This window comes from Nakamurella flava, from assembly GCF_005298075.1.
Lineage (GTDB): Bacteria > Actinomycetota > Actinomycetes > Mycobacteriales > Nakamurellaceae > Nakamurella > Nakamurella flava.
In genome coordinates this window covers 2320741-2340600 of the sequence record NZ_SZZH01000001.1, presented here as the reverse complement: position 1 = coordinate 2340600, position 19860 = coordinate 2320741, and the positions used below count along the sequence as shown (strand labels likewise).

The window sequence follows — 19860 nt, the reverse complement described above, 5'->3', positions numbered from 1 at the left end:
CCCCGGGGATCAGCCGCCGGCGAACGGCGGCAGCACGTCGAGCGTGGTGGCCGACCCGATCGGTGTCTCCCGGCCGTGCACCGCGACCTGGTCCAGCAGGTAGCTGCACCGGGGCAGGACGGCCGCCAATCCGGGATGCCGAGCAGTCGCCGCATCCAGGACGTGCGCGACGGTCGCGTCCCCCGGCACCTCGATCGTCGTGGCGGAGGTCTGGGCCGCGGCCCGGGCCGCGGCGAACAGGCGCACCTCCACCCGGGTCACTGCCGCAGCCCCATCCGATGGCACGGTGGTCGTTGCCTCGGTCATGGTGTCAGCCCCCGATCGCGCTCATCGGCCGGACCGGTTGCAGGAACCCCGGGTCGTCGATGTCGTGTCCCGGGCGCTTGGCCCAGGTCGCTCCCCGCCAGATCCGGGCCAGCTCGTCGTCGTCCGCACCGGCCCGCATACGACCCCGCAGGTCGCTCTCAGTCCCGGAGAACAGGCAGTTGCGGATCTGTCCGTCGGCGGTCAGGCGGGTGCGGTCGCAGTCCCCGCAGAAGGGCCGGGTGACCGAGGCGATGATGCCGACGGTGGCCGGCCCGCCGTCGACCTCGAACAGCTCGGCGGGGGCGCCGGCCCGTTGACCCGGGTGTGGGGTGAGCGCGAAGTGCTGGCTGAGCTGGTCGAAGATCTCGTCGGCGGTCACCATGCGCTGCCGGGACCAGGTGTGACCGGCGTCGAGCGGCATCTGTTCGATGAAGCGCAGGGCGTAGCCGTGGTCGAGACTGAACCGCAGCAGGTCGACGGCCTCGTGATCGTTGACGCCGCGCATCAGCACCGCGTTGATCTTGACCGGCTGCAGACCGGCCGCCGCCGCGCCGCGCAGTCCGGCCAGGACGTCGGCCAGCCGATCCCGGCGCGTCAGCGTCCGGAAGGTCTCCCGGTCGAGCGTGTCCAGCGAGACGTTGACCCGGTCGAGACCGGCCGCGGCGAGGGCCTCGGCGCGGCGGTGCAGGCCGATGCCGTTCGTCGTCAGCGACATCTCCGGCCGGGGCTCCAGCTCGGCCACCCGCGCGATCAGGGCCTCCAGACCCCGGCGCAGCAGCGGCTCGCCGCCGGTGAAACGGATCTCCTCGATGCCGAGGTCGCAGACCGCCACCCCGATCAGCCGCACCAGTTCGTCGTCGGTGAGCAGCTCGCTGCCCGGCAGCCAGTCCAGGCCCTCGGCCGGCATGCAGTACGTGCACCGCAGGTTGCACTTGTCGGTGAGCGAGACCCGCAGATCGCGGGCCCGTCGTCCGTACCGGTCCACGAGGAACGGGGTGTCGCCGCGCTCGTCCGGGAGCGCGGTCACCGCGCCGCCACGGCGGGCGACGGGAATCCCCAGTCCGATACCGGTCATCGACCCAGGTTAACGGTCCGATGCCGGGCCCCGGAACGGATGGAGGTTCCGATGGGTGGAGCGGTTGTGCTCGCCGGAAGTGACGGCGCGGACAACGGCACAAGCAGCCGCCCCCAGCGCCAGCGCCCGGGCCCGGCCTAGCCTGACGACGGCGGAGGCGGCCGGGTGAGGAGGAGGTGCGGATGCGGGAGACGGTGACCGCGGTGCACGAGTGGTGGGCGGCCGAACGCACGGTCGCCATGGCCACCGTGGTGCGGACGTTCCGGTCGGCCCCCCAGCCGCCGGGCGCGGCCATGCTGGTCGGTCCGGGTGGCGAGGCCGTCGGTTCGGTGTCCGGCGGCTGCGTCGAGGGGGCGGTGTACGAGCTCGCCACCACCGTCCGGGACGGGGCGGCGCCCACCCTGCAGCGCTACGGCGTGAGCGACGACGACGCGTTCTCGGTCGGGCTGACCTGCGGCGGCATCCTCGACGTCTTCGTCGAGCCGGTCTCCCGGGCCACCTTCCCCGAACTGGGCGCGCTGATCGATGCGGTGCGGGCCGAGCGTCCCGTCGCGCTGGCCACCGTCGTCGCCGGGCGGCCCGACCAGGTGGGCCGGCACCTGCTGGTGGGACCCGAGCCCGACCCCGCCGGTGGTGCGATCGGCGGTCTGGGCAGCGACCGGATCGACGACGCCGTCCGGGACGATGCCCGCGGCATGCTCGCCGGCGGCCGGACCGGTCTGCTGACCTACGGTCCCGACGGCCAGCGCCGCGGCGAGGGCCTGTCGGTGTTCGTCCACAGCTACGCGCCGCCGCCACGCATGCTGGTCTTCGGGGCCATCGACTTCGCCGCCGCCGTCGCCCGGCTCGGGGTTTTCCTCGGCTACCGGGTGACCGTCTGCGACGCCCGGCCCGTGTTCAGCACCGCCGCCCGGTTCCCGGACGCGCACGAGGTGGTCACCGACTGGCCGCACCGGTACCTGCGGCAGCAGGTCGAGGCCGGTGCGATCGACCCGCGAACGGTGATCTGCGTGCTGACCCACGACCCCAAGTTCGACGTTCCCGTGCTCGTCGACGCGCTACGGCTGGACGTGGCGTACGTCGGGGCGATGGGTTCCCGGCGCACCGCGCAGGAACGCGCCGAGCAGCTCCGCGCGGCCGGCCTGACCGACACCGAAGTGGCCCGGCTGGCCTCGCCGATCGGGCTCGACCTGGGGGCGCGCACCCCGGAGGAGACGGCCGTGTCGATCGCCGCCGAGATCGTGGCCCGTCGATGGGGTGGCGGTGGGCACCCCCTGGTCACCACCGCCGGCGACATCCACCGCCCGGAGCATCCGGTGGGCTGACCAGCGGCGGGGCGGACCGGCGGGAGAGGCCGAGACGCACGAGGGCCCGGCCGACGGATGGTCGGCCGGGCCCTCGTGCGGGACGACGCTCAGGCGGAGGCGCCGGCCGCCGGCGGGGTCGCGGCGTTGGCGCCCGACAGCTCGTGAGCCAGTTCCTTCTCGTCCTCGTCGGACAGCGACGTCTTCAGGACGGTGCCGCCGTAGGGGCCCATCCGGTCGGCGAACTTGTCCTCGGTGATCTTGGCGGCCATCACCACGACGGCGGCGTTACCCGGCTTGAGCATCGACTGCACCTGGCCGCGGAAGGCGTCGTCGATACCCGACTTGCCGAGCTTGCCGAACAGCCCGCCCATCAGGCCGCCGATCGCCGCGCCGAAAAACGGGACCAGGAAGAGCAGGCCGAGCAGCATGCCCCACAGGGCCCCCGAGGCGGCGCTGGCGCCGACGATCTTCTGGGGGGTCTCGACGTGGCTCTTGCCTTCGGCGTCCACGTCGACGATGGCCAGGCCACGCAGTTCCACGACGAAGTCGTTCTGCAGAGCCAGGACCTCGTTGTAGGCGGCGGTGGCCTTCTCCTTGTCGTCGTAACCGATGACGATGAGCTCGGACATGCTGTTCCTCCCGGAATGAGACGGTGGTCCACTCATCGTGGCCGGGGCCGGCCGGACATCGGTGTGCGGGCGCGGGTTCATCACCGATCGTGGCCCCCGTCCGGCCGCCTCGACAAGGCCGATCGGCCCTATCACGCCGACCGACTCGGCAATGGCCCCACGATCACCCGGCCGTCCTCAGGCGAGCGCCGGGACGACCTCCCGCTCGAACAGCTCCAGCCCGGACGTGTCGTAGGCCAGCTCCGGGAAGTAGGTGATCGCGTACGTCATCCCCTGCGCGCCGAGGGCGCGCAGCTTCTCGACGATCTGCTCGGGGGTCCCGACGCCGGGCAGGTTCTCGAAGGCGGCCATCTCGCGGGCGGCCCGCTCGGGTCCGCAGAGCCGGGTGATCTTGTCGTTGAACCAGGCCAGGCGATCCGCGACGTCCTTCTCGGTCTCGCCGATCGCGATGTTGTAGTTGGCCGAGCGGGTGATCGCCCCGAAATCGGTGCCCACCTCGCGGCAGTGGTCGGCCAGGATCGCCGACTTGGCCGCGAAGCCCTCCTGGGTGCCGTCGAAGTTCGTGTACTGCGCGTACTTCGCCGCGATCTTCAGCGTGACCTTCTCGCCGCCGCCGGCGATCCACAGCGGGATGCCGCCTTCCTGCAGCGGCCGCGGCCGGACGATCGCCCCGTCGACCTGGTAGATCTTCCCGTCCAGCGTGGCCGTCCCGGTCGACCAGGCCTGCCGCATGATCTGCACACCCTCGTCCAGGGCCCGCAACCGCTCCCGGGCGGGCGGGAAGCCGTAGCCGTAGGCGCGCCATTCGTGCTCGTACCAGCCGGCGCCGATGCCCATCTCGGTCCGCCCGCCGGAGACGATGTCGACCGTCGCCGCGACCTTGGCCAGGTACGCGGGGTTCCGGTAGGCCATGCAGGTGCACATCTGGCCGAGCCGCACCCGGGACGTGCTGGCCGCGAAGGCGGCCATCAGCGTCCACGCCTCGTGCGTGGCCTCGTCGGACGGGGCCGGCACGGTGTGGAAGTGGTCGTACACCCAGATCGACGCCCACGGACCGGCATCGGCCCGCTGGGCCAGTCGCGACATCGTGGCCCACTGCTCGGCCGGGGCGATGTCCGTCAGGTCCATGCGCCAGCCCTGGGGGATGAAGAGTCCGAACTCCACGTCTGGTTCCTCCTTCGCCGGGACCGCGGGATCGGTCCACCGACGAGTGTGCCCAGCCGACGGCCGGGTCACCGCCCGACCTCCGCCGGACCGCCCGCGATGGCGTCCCGGTGAACAACCGGGCCCCTTCGAGCGCACGGGACGCCGAGCGGCAATCATGGGCGGGTGAACATTTCCGTCCCCCCTGCCACCCCGCCGACTCCGACCCGTCCCTGGTCGTACCTGTGTGACATGGACGGCGTGCTGGTCCACGAGGAACACATGATCCCCGGGGCCGACGAGTTCATCGCCGAGCTCACCGAACGCGGCACCAACTACACCGTCCTGACGAACAACCCGATCTTCACCCGGCGTGACCTCCGCGCCCGGCTGCTGGCCACCGGCCTGGACATCCCCGAGGAACGGATCTTCACCTCGGCGATGGCCACGGCCCAGTTCCTCGACAGCCAACGGCCCAACGGCAGTGCCTACGTCATCGGCGACGTCGGGCTGACCACCGCGCTGCACGAGGCCGGCTACATCCTCACCGACCGCGATCCCGATTACGTGGTGCTGGGGGAGACCCGGACGTACTCCTTCGAGGCGATGACCACGGCCATCCGCCTCGTCGAGCGCGGCGCCCGGTTCGTCGTCACCAACCCGGACCCGACGGGTCCGAGCCGGGCCGGGATCCTGCCCGCGGCCGGCGCGGTGGCCGCGCTCATCGAGAAGGCGACCGGCCGCAAGCCGTACTTCGTCGGCAAGCCCAACCCGTTGATGATGCGCCGGGCCCTGCGCAACATCGGCGCGCACTCGAGCTCGACGGTGATGATCGGTGACCGTATGGACACCGATGTCATCGCCGGTCTGGAGTCCGGGCTGTCGACCATCCTGGTGATGTCGGGGATCTCGAACCCCGCGACGGTCGAGGCCTACCCGTTCCGGCCGAACCGCATCATCAACTCCATCGCCGACCTGGTCGGCCACACCGAGGACCCGTTCGGTACCGGGCCCGCCACCGCCGAGGGCACCGGCACCTTCGAGCCCATCGCCGCCGACTGACCCGTCAGTCCTGGTCCACGGTTCCCGGCCCGGTCCGCCTGCTGTCGTCGACCGGGTCGGGCGGCCGGCCCGGTGCGAACGGGGCCGTTGCGGGTGTCCGCCGCCGGGGCCGGCGGAGCAACCACAGCACGAGGCACGCCAGCAGGTAACCGACGATCGCGCCCGAGGAGTTGGCGATCACGTCCGAGACCGAGGCGAAGCGTCCCGGCAGGCCCGCGGCCTGCGCCGACTCGATCCCCACGGACAGCAGCATTCCGATGGGCATCGCCAGCCACCGCCGTCCGGACGGCAGAGCGAGCGCGCCGAACAGACCGAGCGGCAGGAACATCACGATGTTCGCGCTGAACTCGATGAGGTCGTAGGAGATCCACAGCGGCAGGCCGCCACGGTGCGCCTGCGCGAGCCAGCGGACGAGCTCGCGTTGGCCGTCCGGATCGGGAGGCCCCGGGGTCAACGTGATGAGGGCGACGATCACCAGGAACGCCAGCAGCACCCCGACGGAGATCCGCCGGAGGGTCCGCTCTGTCGCGGCGGTCGAGGGTCGACCGGCCGCGGATGCACCAGGGACCGGTTGCGACGCCACCCGGCCATCGTAGGAATCGCGGCGGGCCGACCTCGTCCACTGTTCGGGACGTTCCGCCCATCGGGCATCAGTCGGCGCACGGCGAGTAACAGGTGTGTCACCGTCGGGCCTCGGAGCCGCCACGGACACCGTTCGGATGACGAGCCGGCTTTACCCTCTCCGAGTGCTCTTCACCGTCGGCTTCGACCTCGACATGACCTTGATCGACCCCCGCGCGGGCATGATCGAGATCTTCGACGTCCTGGCCCGCGAGACGGGGATCCCGCTGGACGGCCGGGCTTTCGCCACTCGCCTGGGCCCGCCGCTGCAGACGGAGTTCGCTCGCTACGGCCTGGACGACGCCACCATCGCCCGTCTGGTGGCCCGCTACCGTGAGTTGACGCCGCAGTTCACCATCCCCCGGACGGTGGCCCTGCCCGGTGCCCGGGAGGCCTTGGAAGCGGTCACGGACAGTGGTGGCCGGGTGGTGGTCGTCACGGCGAAGTTCGCCCCCAACGCGGTCGCGCACCTGGACCATCTCGGTCTGCGGGTCGACGCCGTCGTCGGGGATCTGTGGAGCACGGCGAAGGCCGGTGCCCTGCGTGATCACGGGGCCGAGATCTACGTCGGCGACCACCTCGGTGACGTCGCCGCCGCCCGGGCCGCGGACGCGCTGTCGGTCGGCGTGGCCACTGGACCGATCAGCGCCGAGGACCTGTCCGCCGCCGGCGCGGACGTCGTCCTGCCGGATCTGACCGGCTTCCCGGCGTGGCTGCAGACGTATCTGTACGCCACCGTGCACTGACCTCGCGCATCATCGTCCAGTGAAGGAGTTCCTGCCCCGCATCGCCGCCGGGCGCCGTCATTCGGTGGGCCTGCTGGCCGACGGTCGGGTGGTCGCGACCGGACGCCCCGGGGCGCAGGAGTGCCGGGTCGCCGACTGGGCCGACGTCGTCGCCGTGGCGGCCGGCAACGTCCACACCGCCCGCAACACCGGGCGCTCCCACACCGTAGCGCTCCGCGCGGACGGCCGGCTGCTGGCCACCGGGTGGAACGACGACGGGCAATGCGACGTGGGGGACTGGACGGACGTGGTCGCCGTCGCCGCCGGCTGGCGGCGCACCGTCGCCGTCCTGGCCGATGGCCGCGCCCGGGCCGCCGGCCGGCGGGCCGAGGGCGCCGCGGACGTGTCCCACTGGACCGGGCTGGTCGCCGTGACCGCGGGCGACTGGCACACCGTCGGGCTGCAGGCGGACGGCCGCGTCGTCGCCGTCGGGAACGACCGGTGGGGCCAGTGCGCGGTCGGTGGGTGGCGCGACGTGCGTGCGGTCGCCGCCGGCTACCTGCACACCGTCGGCCTGACCGGTGACGGACGGGTCCTCGTCGCCGGCGCCCGAATCCAGGGGGCTGACGAGATCGACCGGTGGCGGGACGTGGTCGGCGTCTCCGCCGGCAGTGGCCACACGGTGGCGGTGACGGCGGCCGGGCGGGTGCTGGCCACCGGGGACGACGCGGACGGCCAGTGCGATGTCGCGTCCTGGCGGGACGTTGTGGCGGTGGCGGCCGGGTCGGCCCACACGCTCGGGCTGTGCCGGGACGGCACCGTGCTCGCCACCGGGAATCGGGACGACGGTCGATGCGACACGCAGTCCTGGCGGCTGGCCCCGGCCGGATGATCGGCGGGACGCCCGCGGACCGGGCCGGTGCGCTCAGTATTCTGGCCCGCGTGACGGCCAGCATCGTGTCGGTGAACATCGGGCGCTCCCGCCCCCTCGACGTCGGACGCAACTACCCGGACACCAGCGGCATCGGTAAGGAACCGCAGGTCGGCGCGGTGGGCATCCGGCCGCCGGGACCGCGGCGCGGTGGGCTGGGCAGCGGATTGGTCGGCGACTTCATCGGCGACAGCCGGCACCACGGTGGTGACGAGCAGGCCGTCTACGCCGTCGGCCAGGAGGACCTCGACCACTGGTCCCGGCATCTGGACCGGGAGCTGACCCCCGGCATGTTCGGCGAGAACCTGACCACCGCCGGCATCGACGTCAACGAGGCGTTGCTCGGCGAGTGGTGGCGGGTCGGCGACGGCGCCGAACTGGTCGTCACCGGCCCCCGCATCCCCTGCCGGACGTTCCAGGTGTGGCTGGGCGTCCGCGGCTGGGTCAAGACGTACACCGCGGCCGGCCGGCCGGGCGCGTACCTGCGGGTGGCCGCCGCCGGTCAGGTCCGGGCCGGGGACGCCATCACGGTCGTGCACCGACCCGACCACGACGTGACCGTGGCGATGGCGTTCCGGGCGATGACGACCGAACGGGAGCTGATCCCGCACCTGGCCACAGCCGAACCGCACCTGTCCGAGGAGCTCCGCGGCGTACTGGCCAAGGCGGGCTGACCGCCGGCCGGTCCCGTCAGAGGGCCGGACGGGACCGCGACGAGCGGCGGGCGTCCCGGAAGATGCCGACCAGCACGACCCCGAAACCGACCGGGGCGAGACCGGCGATGAGGTTGGCCCACAACGGCAGGTCCCGCACGCCGGAGAAGAACAGCACCATGATCACCGCGACGGCGAGCAGGCCGATCAGGAAGAGCACCAGCCCGATGCGGATGAGCGGCGTGGGCGCGGCGCGCCGAGCGACCGGAACCCGCTGGGGGCCGGCCGCGGGCACGGCGACGCGGTCGGTGGTCTGCTCGGCTGAGCGTTCGGAAGCTGCGTCGGGCACCTGTCCACCATAGGCGCCGCCCGACACCGGACCGGCCGACCTCGGGCTATCGGTATGCCCCCCGGGCGGCCGGCCGCGGGCGAGGTCCGGGTCAGGCGGCGCAGTACCCTGGTTCGTCCGGGTGGTGGGCCGTCGGCCCGCCACCACCGGACCTCGCGCCTGCACATCCGGGCAGTCCGCGCGAGAGGCGACGTCCGGCCCGCCACAGGGTCCGACGTCAGCATCGAGCAACAAGCTAGAGACAAGGTGAGTTCGGGTGCCCAGCGGCAAGGTGAAGTGGTACGACGCGGACAAGGGGTTCGGTTTCATCGCCCAGGAGGGCGGCGGGGCCGACGTCCATGTCCGCTCCTCGGCGTTGCCGTCCGGGGTGGCCACGCTCAAGCCCGGGCAGAAGATCGACTTCGACGTGGCCGACGGCCGTCGCGGCCCCCAGGCCCTGCGGGTGACGGTGCTGGAGGCCCCGCCGTCGGTGGTCGCCACCACCCGCCGGCCGGCCGAGGAGTTGCACGGACTGGTCGACGACATGATCAAGCTGCTCGAGTCCAAGGCGCTGCCGGATCTGCGTCGGGGTCGGTACCCCGACCGGGCCATGGGCGGTCGGATCGCGCAGGTGCTGCGGGCCGTCGCGGACGAGCTCGACGCCTGACCGGCCGGAGGTGAACCGGGGGCACCGCCCGAGCCCGCAGGCTCAGGCGGTGCCCTTCGTGTTCTCCGTGTCGAAGTCGGGGCTCGTCTGGTCGGACGGAGCCTGCGGTCGGATCAGCAGCTCCCACACCTGGGTGGCGGTGAACTCGTCGTTGGCGGTGGGCAGGATGCCCGACTCCACCCGGACCCGGATGAACAGGTCATCGGGCTGCGGCGGTCGCAGTGTGTAGGCGAGCGTGTGATCGGAGAAGACCGCGGTCCGGCCTTCGCCCACCTCGCCGTCGGGGGTGGTGTAGCGGAAGACGATCTGCCAGGGCTGCCGGGCGATGGCCGTGGGCACGTTGACCTGGACGGGCTGTCCGGGTTGCAGGGCGAGCTGGGGGAGCTCGGTCAGGCCGGTCTCCTCACAGGTGCCGATCTCGAGCTTGTCCGCGTCGACCGGGCACCAGGTGGTCGGCTCGGTGTCGACGGCCGTGCCGTTGCCGTAGAAGGTGACGTCCGGGCGGGGCGCCTGGCAGGCGGCGATCAACCCCAGTAGCGGCACGAGTCCGAGGGCGGTCCAGCGGACGCTTCGTCGGGGGGACGGGGCGGTGCGGGGGTGATCGGTGACGGTCACGACTTCCTCTGGGTCCGGGGACGGCGACGGGGCTTACGGGTGGGCACATCGTTCGGCGGTGGGGCCGTGCTGGCGGGCGGTGTCCATCCCGGCGGGCTCGACCACTCGGAGGCCGGGGGTGGGCTGGACCAGTCGGTCGCACCACCGGCCGCCCAGGACGTGGCCCAGTCCGAGGTCGAGCCGGAGGCGTGCTGCGCGCCCGGGCGGTCGGCGGTCGGGGGCGTCCAGGTCGGGGCGGCGGATGCGCCCCAGCGGGGGTCGGTCCGGGTCGCCGGGTCGGTGGACCGGGGGGTGGTCGGCGCGTCCGGCTGGGCGGTCGCCGGGGTGCGGCGTAGGCCGCGACGCAGGCGTTCGGTCGGCAACCAGCCGAAGAGGGTGCCGCCCCGGCGGACGAGCCAGCTCTGGGCCACGCCGACGGCCAGCAGCACGCTGATCACCGCGAATCCGATGGTGTAGACGGAGTCGTGGCCGAACGACCAGACGCCGCCGATCAGCAGGCCGACGACGCCGCCGAACACCCAGGACAGCTGCAGCGCGGTCTCGCTGCGCCCGAAGGCCGACGCGCGGCTGGCCTCCGGGAGCTCGTCCTGGATGACCGAGTCGAGGCAGACCTTGGCCAGGGCCGAGGCGGTCGCCCCGACCAGGCCGACGATGGCCGCGGTGAGCAGCCCCGGGGCGAGGAGGGCGACAACGCAGGCGGACAGGGTGGCCGCCAGCGACCAGAACGAGATCATCTCCGGGTGCGACAGCGGCAGCCGGGCGCCCAACCCGTTGCCGACGAACCCGCCGGCTCCGGCCGCCACGCCGACGACACCCAGCAGCAGGAGCTGCACGAACCCGCTGGAACCGCCGTACTCGCTCTTGATGACGAAGGCCATGAACAACGCCAGGAAACCGGTCTCCACCCGGATGGCGCCGTTGGCCCACAGCGTCGTCACGATGGGGCGGGTGAACGCGCGGCCGCGACGGTTGGTGACCATGCCCGCGACGGGGACCTCACCGGCGGTGGACTCGACCCAGGCCGGGATTCGCAGGCACAGCCACCCGCCGACGCCGGCGGCGGCCGCGGTGAACACCAGTGCCCCCGTGGAGCCGAACGCCCAGGCCAGGGCGCCGGCCACCGCCCCGGCCGCACCCCCGGCCAACAGGCCGAACACGGTCAGCCGGGAGTTCGTCTTCACCAGGGTGATGTCCGGCGGCAGCACCCGCGGGGTGATCGACGACTTCAGCACGCTGAACGACTTGGACAGCACCAGCTCGCCCAGTGCGCACGGGTAGAGCACCCACGAGTCGAAGTTGAACGCCATGATCAACGCCAGGACGGCCCGGGCGAAGCTCGACGCGGCCAGGGCGATCCGCCGACCGTGCTGCAACCGGTCCAGGGCCGGCCCGATCAACGGGGCGATCACCGCGAACGGGGCCACCGTGATCAGCAGGTACAGCAGCACCTTGCCGGACGACTCGGCGGACGCGGCCGCGAAGAACAGGGTGTTGGCCAGGGCGACGGCGAGGGCGGCGTCGACCGCGTAGTTGCCCATCGTCGCGTAGGTCAGGGCCTGCAGGCCGGAGCGGTCGGCGCCGTCCGCGGCGGCGGCGCGCTGGAAGAGCTGCACTCCGCGGGTGGTGAGCTCCCGGCTGCGGAACGCGGCCACCCGGGTCACCGTCAGTTTGCGGGGACCGGATGCGCGGCGGCCGCCCGGCACCCGGGTCGTCGCGGCCGGATCGGTCGAGGCGCCCGGGGAACCGGGTGCCGACGGCAGGGTCGGTCCGTTGTACGGCGGCAGATGGCTGCCGCGGGTCCGGTCGGACTCCGGCGGCCCCACCGGCTGGGCACCCGGGTACGGCGCAGCCGGGCTCCGGCCGTCCGGGGCCGGCAGGTACCGGGTGCGTTCGGCGGGAGACGGCCGCCGGTACTGATCGGTGCGGGCGTTCTGGTCGACCCCGTACGGATCGGCCGGGCCCGAAGGGCCGGCCGCCGCCGACCAGGGCGGCGGAGGGCCCACGGCCCGCGGATCCCACCGTCCCCCGGCGTCACGTCCGACCGGGCCGGGCCGCGCGGGCGCCTGGCCCGGTGGCGGATTCGTCGCCGACGGCCACCGATCCGGCTCGTACCCGGACGGGGACCGACCGTCACCGCGGTCGGGCCAGCCCGGGCCGGGATCGGCGGGCGGTCCGCTCGGGGGCTGCACCCGTCCATCCTGCCGCACGGCCGGTCCCACGCCCGGGCTCCTGCGTCGCTCGGCGCGTGGTCCCGGCCTTCCTGTGCTGTCTGGCGGCCTCGCTGCGCTCGGTCGACGGCCGGTCCCACGCCCGGGCTCCTGCGTCGCTCGGCGCGTGGTCCCGACCTTCCGGTGCTGCCTGGCGGCCTCGCTTCGCTCGGCCGACGGCCGGTCCCACGCCCGGGCTCCTGCGTCGCTCCGCGCGTGGTCCCGACCTTCCGGTGCTGCCCGGGCTCCTGCGTCGCTCCGTCGACGGGTGCCGGTGAGGCATCATGACCGGTGTGATGTCGTACGCCGCCGACCGTACGGAGGACGCCGAGCAGGCCGCCCCGGTCCCTTCGGCCACCCAGAACGCCGACGCCGTCGAGCCGGTCGTGCAGGCCACCGAGGCGACCCCGACCGAGGTTCCGGCCGAAGTCGTCGACCTCGCCCGCGCGGCCGCGGTGACCGAGGCCGGTGACGAGGACTCCATCGGCGAGCACCTCGACACGCTCGCCGAAGATCCAGTGGCCCGCACCGTCCGCTTCGCGGCGTTGGCGGCCGGTTATCGCGGGTGGCAATGGTCGGTGACGCTGGCCGTCCTGCCGGACGCGGACCCGACCGTCAGCGAGGTCGTGCTGCTGCCCGGCCCCGACGCGTTGATCGCGCCGGTCTGGCTGCCGTGGGACCAGCGCTTAAGGCCCGGTGACCTCGGCCCGTCCGATCTGCTGCCGGCCGCCGAGGACGACGTCCGGCTCGTCCCCGGGTACGTCCAGTCCGATGACCCGGCGATCGAGGAGCTGGCCACCGAGGTCGGGCTCGGCCGGGAACGCGTGCTCAGCCGCGAGGGACGGGACGACGCGGCCGAACGGTGGCACGACGGTCCGTTCGGTCCCACCAGCCCGACGGCCAAGGCGGCGCCGGCCCACTGTGGCACCTGTGGATTCTTCGCCCCGTTGGCCGGCAGCCTGGGCGGCGCCTTCGGCGTCTGTGCCAACGAGTGGTCGCCGGCCGACGCCCGGGTCGTCGACGTCGCGTTCGGGTGCGGCGCCCATTCCGAGGTGCCGCCCCCGCCCCCGGCCGTGGTGATCGGCGAGACCGCCCTGGACGAGGTGACTCTCGACGTGTACCCGCGGCCGTCGGCCGAAGAACGGGCGGCCGCCGGTGTCGTCGACCCGGAGCCGACGGATGCGCCGTCCGTGGACGAGCCGGTCGCCACGGCCGAGACCGACGGTGCGGCGCCCGCATCCGACGCCAGGCTGATCGATCTCGTCCCGGCCGTGGCCGAGACGGGCGACGAGCTCCCGGATGTCGAGCTGGTCACGGCCGAGTCGGATGTCGTGGACGGGTTGTCGGCCTCGGCCCAGGACGAATCCCATGTCGACGGCCCGGTGGCCGTGGAGCCCGAGGTGGTGACCTCGGCCGGTGCGGTGGCCGGACCCGAGGCCGAGATCGTGCTGCCGGAACCGGCCGCCCCGTCGCCGTCGCCGTCGGCGACGGACGCCGTGCCGCAGGACGTGGCACCGTCGGTCGATGACTCCCGTGACGCCGGGACCGAGCAGGACCCGCTGGCCGACCCGGCCGACGGGTGACCGATCCGGCCGACCCGTTCGGGACGGAGGCCCTCCGGTCCGCCGTCCTGGACAGCTGGGCGCGCTCGCCGGCGCGCTTCCGTGAGGATGCCAACGCCGAGGAGTCGTTGGCGTTGGGCGGCTACGCGGGTCGGGTCCTGGTCGAACTGGTCGCCAATGCGGTCGACGCCGCCGTCGAGGCCGGAGTGCCGGCCCGCGTCCGGGTCGCCTTCGTCGCCGGCACGGACGCGGCCCCGGAACTGCGGGTGGCCGACAACGGCATCGGCCTGACCCCGGCGGCGGTGGCCGGGCTGGCCTCGCTCCGCGCCTCGGGCAAGCGCGACACCGCCGTCACCGTGGGGCATTTCGGGGTCGGCTTCACCGCTGTGCTATCGGTCGCCGACCGGGCGGCGGTGGTGTCGAGATCCGGAACCGTGGTCTTCGACGGGGCGCGCACCGCCGCCGCAGTGGCCGATCTCCAGAACGCGACCCTGGACGGGGAGGTCAGCCGACGCTCGGGCACCGTCCCGGTGCTCCGGCTGCCGTGGTCGGTCAGCGGGGTCGAACCCCCGCCGGACGGGTTCACCACCGAGGTGCGGCTGCCGCTGCGGCCGGCGGCGCGGGCCGATGTCGAACGGCTCGTCGCCGACCCTCGCACGGTCGACGACCTGTTCTGGGCGCTGGCCGAGTTGGACGAGATCACCATCGACGGGGTCACCTCCCATCGGCGACGGGAGGACGACGGCACCGTCACCCTGCTCACCGACGGCGCGGCCGCGCGACGGTTCCGGGTGGTCGAGCGCACCGGTGTCGCCGATCCCGAACTGCTGGCCGATCGCCCGGTGGAGGAGCGGGCCCGCCGGCGGTGGTGGGTGCGCTGGATCCAGCCCCTGCCGGAGCATGAGACCGCCGACCGATATGACGATCTGGGCACCTTTCCGACGGCCCGCGGATCGAACGGTCCCACCACTGCGGGCGACCCGTGGGTCGCCGACACCGTCGGCGCCCCCACCCCGACAGACGAGCCACTGTCGTTGCCGGCCGGCCTGATCGGCACCTTCCCGGTCGACGACACCCGGCGGCGGTTGGCGCCCGGGGCGCTGACCGACCACCTGCTGAGCGCGGCCGTCGACGGGTACGTCGAGCTGCTGGCCGCCACCGAGCCGGGCGACCGCTGGCGGCTGCTGCCGACGGCCGGGTTCCCGGTCGGGCCCATCGACGGCCGCCTCCGGGAGGGCATCGTCGCCGCCGCGGCGGCCGCGCCGCTGCTGCTCACCGCCACGGGCGACGAGGTGACGGCCGACCGGGCCTGCCTGCTGCCCGGGATCACCCCCCGGGCGGCCGAGCTGCTCGGCCAGGCCCTGCCGGGTCTGCTGGCTCCGCCGCCGGTCGCCGCGCTGCCGGTGCTCCGCGCGCTCGGGGTGCGGACGACGGACCTGTCGGCGGCCAGCGGCGCCCTGGCCGGGATCGACCGGCCGCCCGCGTTCTGGGGTGAGGTGTACCGGGAGCTCGCCGCCGGCGATCGTCCGGACGGGGAGGCGCTGGCCGATCTCCCGGTTCCGCTGCTGGGTGCGGCGGGCCGGCCGTCTCGCCGGGCCATCGGGCCACGGGGCCTGCTGCTGCTTCCCGCCGACGCCGGCGTGCAGGAGCGAGCCGCGGTGCGCCGGCTCGTCGCGGTCGTGCCGGGCCTGCGCATCGTCGACCCCGAGGCGTCGGCCCCGCTGCTGGAACGACTGGGCGCCCGGGCGGCGACCCCGTCGGCGGTGCTGGCTGACCCGGCGGTGGCCGCGGCCGTCGACGAGCTCGCCGCCGATCCGGAGTCGAGCGACGATCTGGTGGACGACCTGGAAGCCGGGGGCGGCCCGCGTCCGGCGCTCACCCGGGCCGTGCTGGATCTGGTGGTCGCCGGGGCCGACGTGCCCGCCCCGCTGGTCGGTCGGCTGGTCCTGACCGATGCCGACGACGACTGGGCCCGGGCCGACGAACTGCACGTCCCCGGCTCGCCGTTGGCCTCTGTGGTGCGTCCGGACGATCTGGTTCCGGTGCATCCCGACTGGTCCGACCGCTACCCGGCGACGGTGCTGACCGCGGTGGGCGTGCGGGACGGCTTCGCGGTGGTCGAGGTGACCGATCCGGTTACCGACGATCTGAGCCTGCCCGACCTCGACGAATGGCTCGACCGGCACCCCGGGCCGCCGTCGGCGATCACCGCGGTCCTGGATCTGGACCTGGTGGACGAGGACCGGTGGCCCCGGGCGCTGGCCCTGCTGGCCGCCGATCCGGCGGCCCGGGGCGCCGTGCGTCCGGGACCCGACGGGCCGTCCTACCCGGGGTGGTGGCTGGGGGAGTTCGCCGTCCTGCAGGGGGCGCCGCTGCGGTCGTTCCGGTTGCCCGCGGCCCACGATCTGGAAGGCCTGTACGACGTGCTGCCGCTGGCCTTGGACGCCGAGTTCGCCCGGGCCTGCGGGGTGCGGACGGGGCTCGCCGACGCCGCGGAGGACCCGCAGGAACTACTCGACCGGTTCACCGATGCGCGGCGGGTCGTCGCGCCGGTGCTGGTGCGGCCGGTGACCGACGTGCTGGTCGACCGCATCCTCGTCGCCCTGCAGCGGGATTTGTTCGACACCGGCGACGGACTGCGTATGCCCGACGGGGTCCGCACGCTGGCCGGGACGGTGGTCGACGCCGACGACGCCGTGGTGCTGGATGCGCCCTGGTGGGCCCAGGTGCTGGCGGCGGACACGGTCATTCCCGGGGGTGTCGACCCGCGCCGCACCGCGGAGGCGTGGGACCTGCCGTGCGCGACGCAGGAATACGGAGCGCAGGTGCAGACCGGGGCGGCGCCGACGGACGCGGCGTGGGTGGAGGCGGCCCGGGCGCGGCTGACCCGGGCGGCGGCCGCCCTGGGCGCCGGACTGGACGTCAGCCGGGAGGTGCTGCTGTTTTCGGACCTGCGGGTCGCGGTCGACGGTGCGCCGGCGGTCGCCGTCCGCTGGTGGGTCGAGCCGGGATCGGGACGGCTGTGGTGCGACGGGTCGGCCGAGGCGGCCGGCCGGGCGATCGCGTGGCGGGCCGGGCGGTGGCCGGACCGCCAGCTGGCCGTCGCCGCGGCGCAGGACTCCACCCTGGCCGTGCTGGAAGCCGCGCTGGACTGAGCCCTGATGGGTCAGGCCGGGCCGCGTCCGATGACCTCGTCCAAGGCGCTGCGGGAGACGCCCCGGGCCCCCCGGCGGGCGGCCCGTCGCTGCCAGCCGTAGATGGACAGGCCGACCAGGCTCCAGCCGGCGGCGGCCAGGAACGACCACAGCCAGATCAGTGCGTCCGCGTCCCGCAGCTGCGGGATGAAGAACAGCAGGACGATCGAGACCACCACGCAGATGAGGCCGCCCGGTGCGGCGATGTGCCAGACCCCGATCCGCACGGGCGGCGGCGTGGGCGGCTGGTCCGGAGCGGGTGTGGCACTCACGGTAAGAGCGTATCCGCTGGTCGGACCGTTTCCGGCGGGTCCGGCCAGCCAGTCGCGGGCCAGGGTCGTATCGATGAGATGGGATACAGTCGCGGCATGTCCGACCCTGCCGACCTGGCCGGAGAGCTGCGGCTGGCAGTGCACCGTCTGACCCGTCGACTGCGCCAGCAGGGCCCCACCAATGGCTTGACCCTCACCCAGCTGTCGGCGTTGGCGATCGTCTGGCGGGATGGCCCGTTGTCCGCCGGTGACCTCGCCCAACGCGAGCAGGTCCGCCCGCCGTCGATCACGCGGGTGCTGACCGCGTTGGAGCAGATGGATCTGATCACGCGGGAGGGCAACCCGAACGACGGCCGGCAGGTGCTCGTCCACATGACACCGCTCGGCGACGAGCGCATGCGCACCTACGTGCAGGAACGGGAACGGTGGCTGGCCGAGCTGTTGACCACCCTGTCCGACGAGGACCGCGACGTGCTGCACCGGGCGGCGCTGCTGCTGGAGGACCTGGCCGCCCGGTGATCTCGGGTGGACGTCGCTCGGCCGCGATCGGACGGTCGACTCCGCCTTCAGTGGGGAACCGTCGGCTGACAGGGGAAGGAGGCCGCCATGAGCAGTGACGTGATCGGTGCGCCGGTCGACGATGCGGCGACTGCGGAGTCGCCCCGATGGCTGTCGCCCACCGAGCAGTCGGCGTGGCGGGCGTGGCTGGAGACGTACCGGCTCGTGGTGCCGGTCCTGGACCGGCAACTGCAGGTCGCCGGTGGACTCGCCCTGTCCGACTACGAGGTGCTGGTCTGCCTCTCCGAAGCGCCGGAGGGGCGGTTGCGGATGGGGCTGGTGGCCGACCGGACGGTCTCCACCCGGAGTGCGATCAGCCGGTCCATCGACCGGCTGGTCGCCCGCGGGTGGGTGCGCCGGGAGCGCAGCGGCGAGGACCAGCGGGGTTTCTACGCCGCGCTGACCGAGACGGGGGTCGACGCGTTGGCCGGCCTGGCCCCGGCGCATGTCGCGACCGTCCGGTCCACCCTGATCGACTTGCTGGACCCGACCGAACTGGCCGTCCTGGACCGGATCGGGCAGAAGGTGCGCCGGGCGTCGACCGGCGCCCCGGGGCCGGACCGCCGGTGACGCCAGCACCGTCCACCGTCGGCCCGACCGTGGACGTCGTCGAGATCGACGACCCGGATGACCCGCGCCTGGACGACTTCCGTGACCTGTCCCGGGCCGACCGCCGTCCGGACCGGCCCGGGGGACGCGGGCTGGTGATCGCCGAGGGGGTCGTCGTCGTCCGACGCCTGCTCGCCTCCCGGTATCCGGTGCGGGCCCTGCTCGGCATCCGCCGGCGTATCGAGGAATTGCTGCCCGACCTCGCCGCCACCACCACCCCATGGTCACCGGCCGCCGGCCCGGCCGTCCCGGCCTACGTGGCGTCGGCCGAGGTGATGGCGCAGGCGGTTGGCTTCCACCTGAACCGGGGCGTCCTGGCCACCGCGGATCGGGCGGCGTTCCCGGCCGCCGACGATCTGCTGCGGTCTGCCCGCACGGTGGCCGTCCTGGAAGGGGTGGGGGATCACGAGAACCTCGGGGCACTGTTCCGCAACGTGGCCGCGCTCGGCGTCGACGCGGTCCTGCTCGGGGAGGGCTGTGCGGACCCGCTCTACCGGCGCAGCGTGCGGGTGTCGATGGGCACGGTGCTGTTCGTGCCCTTCGCCCCGCTGGATGGCTGGCCCGACACCGCGTTCGATCGGTTGCGGGGAGCCGGTTTTCGCACGGTCGCGTTGACCCCGGCGGGTGAGCACACCCTGCGGACCGCCGGTCTGGCCGACGCCGCCCGGGTCGCCGTGCTGCTGGGGTCGGAGGGCCCGGGCCTGACCGACGCCGCGCTCGCGGCGGCCGACGTGCGGGTGCGGATCCCGATGGCCCGGGGGGTTGACTCCATCAACGTCGCGACCGCCGGGGCGGTGGCGTTCGCGACCCTGGCCGACCGGGCCTGACCCGTTCGACCCTCCGGCGCAACGTGTACGACCCGACACGGACGGTGATCGGGCACACTGTGCTCGTGTCGATCACCCCACCCCCGCTGCCGCCTGAGGGTCCGGCCACTGCGGCGTTCGGCGGGTCGGCGGCGGACGAGTCACCGGCCCGGTCCGGCACCGTGGTGCCGTTCCCGCGCCGCGCCGACGCCACCGTCATCCCGGACGCCGAGGGCCCCACCGACGAGGACGACGACGGAACGGCCGACGACACACCCGGCGATCACCGCGATTGGGCGTGGGTCGAGGAATGGCGGGACGGTCGGGAGCCCACTCCCTGGGCGCCGGGTCTCGCGGTCGCCGCGTTCGCGATGCTCGTCGTCGGCATCGCCATCGTCGTGCTGTCCGACGGGCTGTCCGGCAACCCCGTCGTCGCCGTACTGGTCAACCTGTTGGTCGCCGCCGGCCTGGTACCGGCGATCTGGTTGTCCCGCGAACTCCCGGTGCTGCGCTGGATCGGTCTGGGCGCCGCCGTCGGGGTGGTGGCGGGCTGGATCACCGCCATCGGCATGGTCGGCTGACGCCGGCGA

21 protein-coding genes are annotated in these 19860 nt (G+C 73.7%); 12 read left to right on the top strand and 9 right to left on the bottom strand.

Annotation, left to right across the window (positions count from 1 at the left end; all coding sequences use genetic code 11):
- Positions 1-9 precede the first annotated feature (9 nt).
- Positions 10-306 (bottom strand): MoaD/ThiS family protein, encoded by a 297-nt coding sequence (locus tag FDO65_RS10580; RefSeq protein WP_137449250.1) that lies wholly within the window; start codon positions 304-306, stop codon positions 10-12.
- A gap of 4 nt (positions 307-310) precedes the next feature.
- Complete coding sequence (gene moaA / locus FDO65_RS10575) at positions 311-1381, bottom strand: GTP 3',8-cyclase MoaA (protein WP_137449249.1); 1071 nt, start codon at positions 1379-1381, stop codon at positions 311-313.
- 182 nt (positions 1382-1563) lie between these two features.
- On the opposite strand from moaA, the gene FDO65_RS10570 reads away from it, so the two are divergent.
- Positions 1564-2706 carry an XdhC family protein gene (locus tag FDO65_RS10570; protein ID WP_137449248.1) on the top strand — a complete coding sequence of 381 codons (1143 nt, stop codon included), beginning with the start codon at positions 1564-1566 and terminating at the stop codon, positions 2704-2706.
- An 89-nt stretch (positions 2707-2795) separates the two neighbouring features.
- Here the strand turns inward: FDO65_RS10570 and FDO65_RS10565 are convergent, their stop codons facing one another.
- Both FDO65_RS10565 and FDO65_RS10560 read right to left on the bottom strand, forming a co-directional pair.
- Complete coding sequence (locus FDO65_RS10565) at positions 2796-3317, bottom strand: DUF1269 domain-containing protein (protein WP_137449247.1); 522 nt, start codon at positions 3315-3317, stop codon at positions 2796-2798.
- Positions 3318-3494: 177 nt separating this feature from the next.
- Complete coding sequence (locus tag FDO65_RS10560; RefSeq protein ID WP_137449246.1) at positions 3495-4481, bottom strand: LLM class F420-dependent oxidoreductase; 987 nt, start codon at positions 4479-4481, stop codon at positions 3495-3497.
- A 231-nt stretch (positions 4482-4712) separates the two neighbouring features.
- Here FDO65_RS10560 and FDO65_RS10555 point away from each other — a divergent pair, with 231 nt between their 5' ends.
- Positions 4713-5522, top strand: a complete 810-nt coding sequence (locus FDO65_RS10555) for an HAD-IIA family hydrolase (protein ID WP_137449743.1) — start codon at positions 4713-4715, stop codon at positions 5520-5522.
- Positions 5523-5526: 4 nt separating this feature from the next.
- On the opposite strand, the gene FDO65_RS10550 is transcribed toward FDO65_RS10555, so the two are convergent.
- A complete protein-coding gene (locus tag FDO65_RS10550) occupies positions 5527-6105 on the bottom strand; it encodes a VanZ family protein (protein WP_137449245.1) in 579 nt (192 codons plus the stop codon).
- A 163-nt stretch (positions 6106-6268) separates the two neighbouring features.
- Here FDO65_RS10550 and FDO65_RS10545 point away from each other — a divergent pair, with 163 nt between their 5' ends.
- Genes FDO65_RS10545 through FDO65_RS10535 form a run of 3 tightly spaced genes read left to right on the top strand, consistent with a single transcriptional unit; the run spans position 6269 to position 8473 of the window.
- On the top strand, positions 6269-6889 hold the full coding sequence (locus tag FDO65_RS10545; RefSeq protein ID WP_137449244.1) for an HAD family hydrolase: 621 nt from the start codon (positions 6269-6271) through the stop codon (positions 6887-6889).
- A gap of 19 nt (positions 6890-6908) precedes the next feature.
- Complete coding sequence (locus FDO65_RS10540; RefSeq protein WP_137449243.1) at positions 6909-7760, top strand: RCC1 domain-containing protein; 852 nt, start codon at positions 6909-6911, stop codon at positions 7758-7760.
- Between the two features lie 50 nt (positions 7761-7810).
- Positions 7811-8473: an MOSC domain-containing protein gene (locus FDO65_RS10535; RefSeq protein ID WP_205849890.1), complete on the top strand. Its 663-nt coding sequence runs from the start codon at positions 7811-7813 to the stop codon at positions 8471-8473.
- A 16-nt stretch (positions 8474-8489) separates the two neighbouring features.
- Here FDO65_RS10535 and FDO65_RS10530 read toward each other — a convergent pair whose 3' ends face one another.
- Complete coding sequence (locus FDO65_RS10530; protein WP_137449242.1) at positions 8490-8801, bottom strand: hypothetical protein; 312 nt, start codon at positions 8799-8801, stop codon at positions 8490-8492.
- Positions 8802-9057: 256 nt separating this feature from the next.
- On the opposite strand from FDO65_RS10530, the gene FDO65_RS23310 reads away from it, so the two are divergent.
- Positions 9058-9447: a cold-shock protein gene (locus FDO65_RS23310; protein WP_137449241.1), complete on the top strand. Its 390-nt coding sequence runs from the start codon at positions 9058-9060 to the stop codon at positions 9445-9447.
- A 42-nt stretch (positions 9448-9489) separates the two neighbouring features.
- On the opposite strand, the gene FDO65_RS10520 is transcribed toward FDO65_RS23310, so the two are convergent.
- Both FDO65_RS10520 and FDO65_RS10515 read right to left on the bottom strand, forming a co-directional pair.
- Positions 9490-10062, bottom strand: a complete 573-nt coding sequence (locus FDO65_RS10520; protein ID WP_137449240.1) for a DUF2771 family protein — start codon at positions 10060-10062, stop codon at positions 9490-9492.
- Complete coding sequence (locus FDO65_RS10515) at positions 10059-12065, bottom strand: MFS transporter (RefSeq protein WP_205849889.1); 2007 nt, start codon at positions 12063-12065, stop codon at positions 10059-10061. Before FDO65_RS10515 ends, FDO65_RS10520 begins: the two co-directional genes overlap by 4 nt.
- Before the next feature lie 488 nt (positions 12066-12553).
- Here FDO65_RS10515 and FDO65_RS10510 point away from each other — a divergent pair, with 488 nt between their 5' ends.
- Together FDO65_RS10510 and FDO65_RS10505 are read left to right on the top strand one after the other, a co-directional pair.
- Positions 12554-13852 (top strand): DUF3027 domain-containing protein, encoded by a 1299-nt coding sequence (locus FDO65_RS10510; RefSeq protein WP_240757531.1) that lies wholly within the window; start codon positions 12554-12556, stop codon positions 13850-13852.
- Entirely contained in the window at positions 13849-16986 is a 3138-nt protein-coding gene (locus FDO65_RS10505; protein WP_137449239.1) for a sacsin N-terminal ATP-binding-like domain-containing protein, read from the top strand. The genes FDO65_RS10510 and FDO65_RS10505 overlap by 4 nt, the downstream gene beginning before the upstream one ends.
- 11 nt (positions 16987-16997) lie before the next feature.
- On the opposite strand, the gene FDO65_RS22140 is transcribed toward FDO65_RS10505, so the two are convergent.
- Positions 16998-17297 (bottom strand): DUF2530 domain-containing protein, encoded by a 300-nt coding sequence (locus FDO65_RS22140; protein WP_166442112.1) that lies wholly within the window; start codon positions 17295-17297, stop codon positions 16998-17000.
- 96 nt (positions 17298-17393) lie between these two features.
- Here FDO65_RS22140 and FDO65_RS10495 point away from each other — a divergent pair, with 96 nt between their 5' ends.
- From FDO65_RS10495 to FDO65_RS22785, 4 genes are all read left to right on the top strand, one after another.
- Positions 17394-17816: a MarR family winged helix-turn-helix transcriptional regulator gene (locus FDO65_RS10495; protein WP_137449237.1), complete on the top strand. Its 423-nt coding sequence runs from the start codon at positions 17394-17396 to the stop codon at positions 17814-17816.
- An 87-nt stretch (positions 17817-17903) separates the two neighbouring features.
- On the top strand, positions 17904-18425 hold the full coding sequence (locus tag FDO65_RS10490) for a MarR family winged helix-turn-helix transcriptional regulator (RefSeq protein ID WP_137449236.1): 522 nt from the start codon (positions 17904-17906) through the stop codon (positions 18423-18425).
- On the top strand, positions 18422-19291 hold the full coding sequence (locus FDO65_RS10485) for a TrmH family RNA methyltransferase (protein ID WP_240757530.1): 870 nt from the start codon (positions 18422-18424) through the stop codon (positions 19289-19291). The genes FDO65_RS10490 and FDO65_RS10485 overlap by 4 nt, the downstream gene beginning before the upstream one ends.
- 65 nt (positions 19292-19356) lie before the next feature.
- Positions 19357-19851: a DUF2537 domain-containing protein gene (locus FDO65_RS22785; RefSeq protein WP_240757529.1), complete on the top strand. Its 495-nt coding sequence runs from the start codon at positions 19357-19359 to the stop codon at positions 19849-19851.
- Positions 19852-19860: the final 9 nt, after the last annotated feature.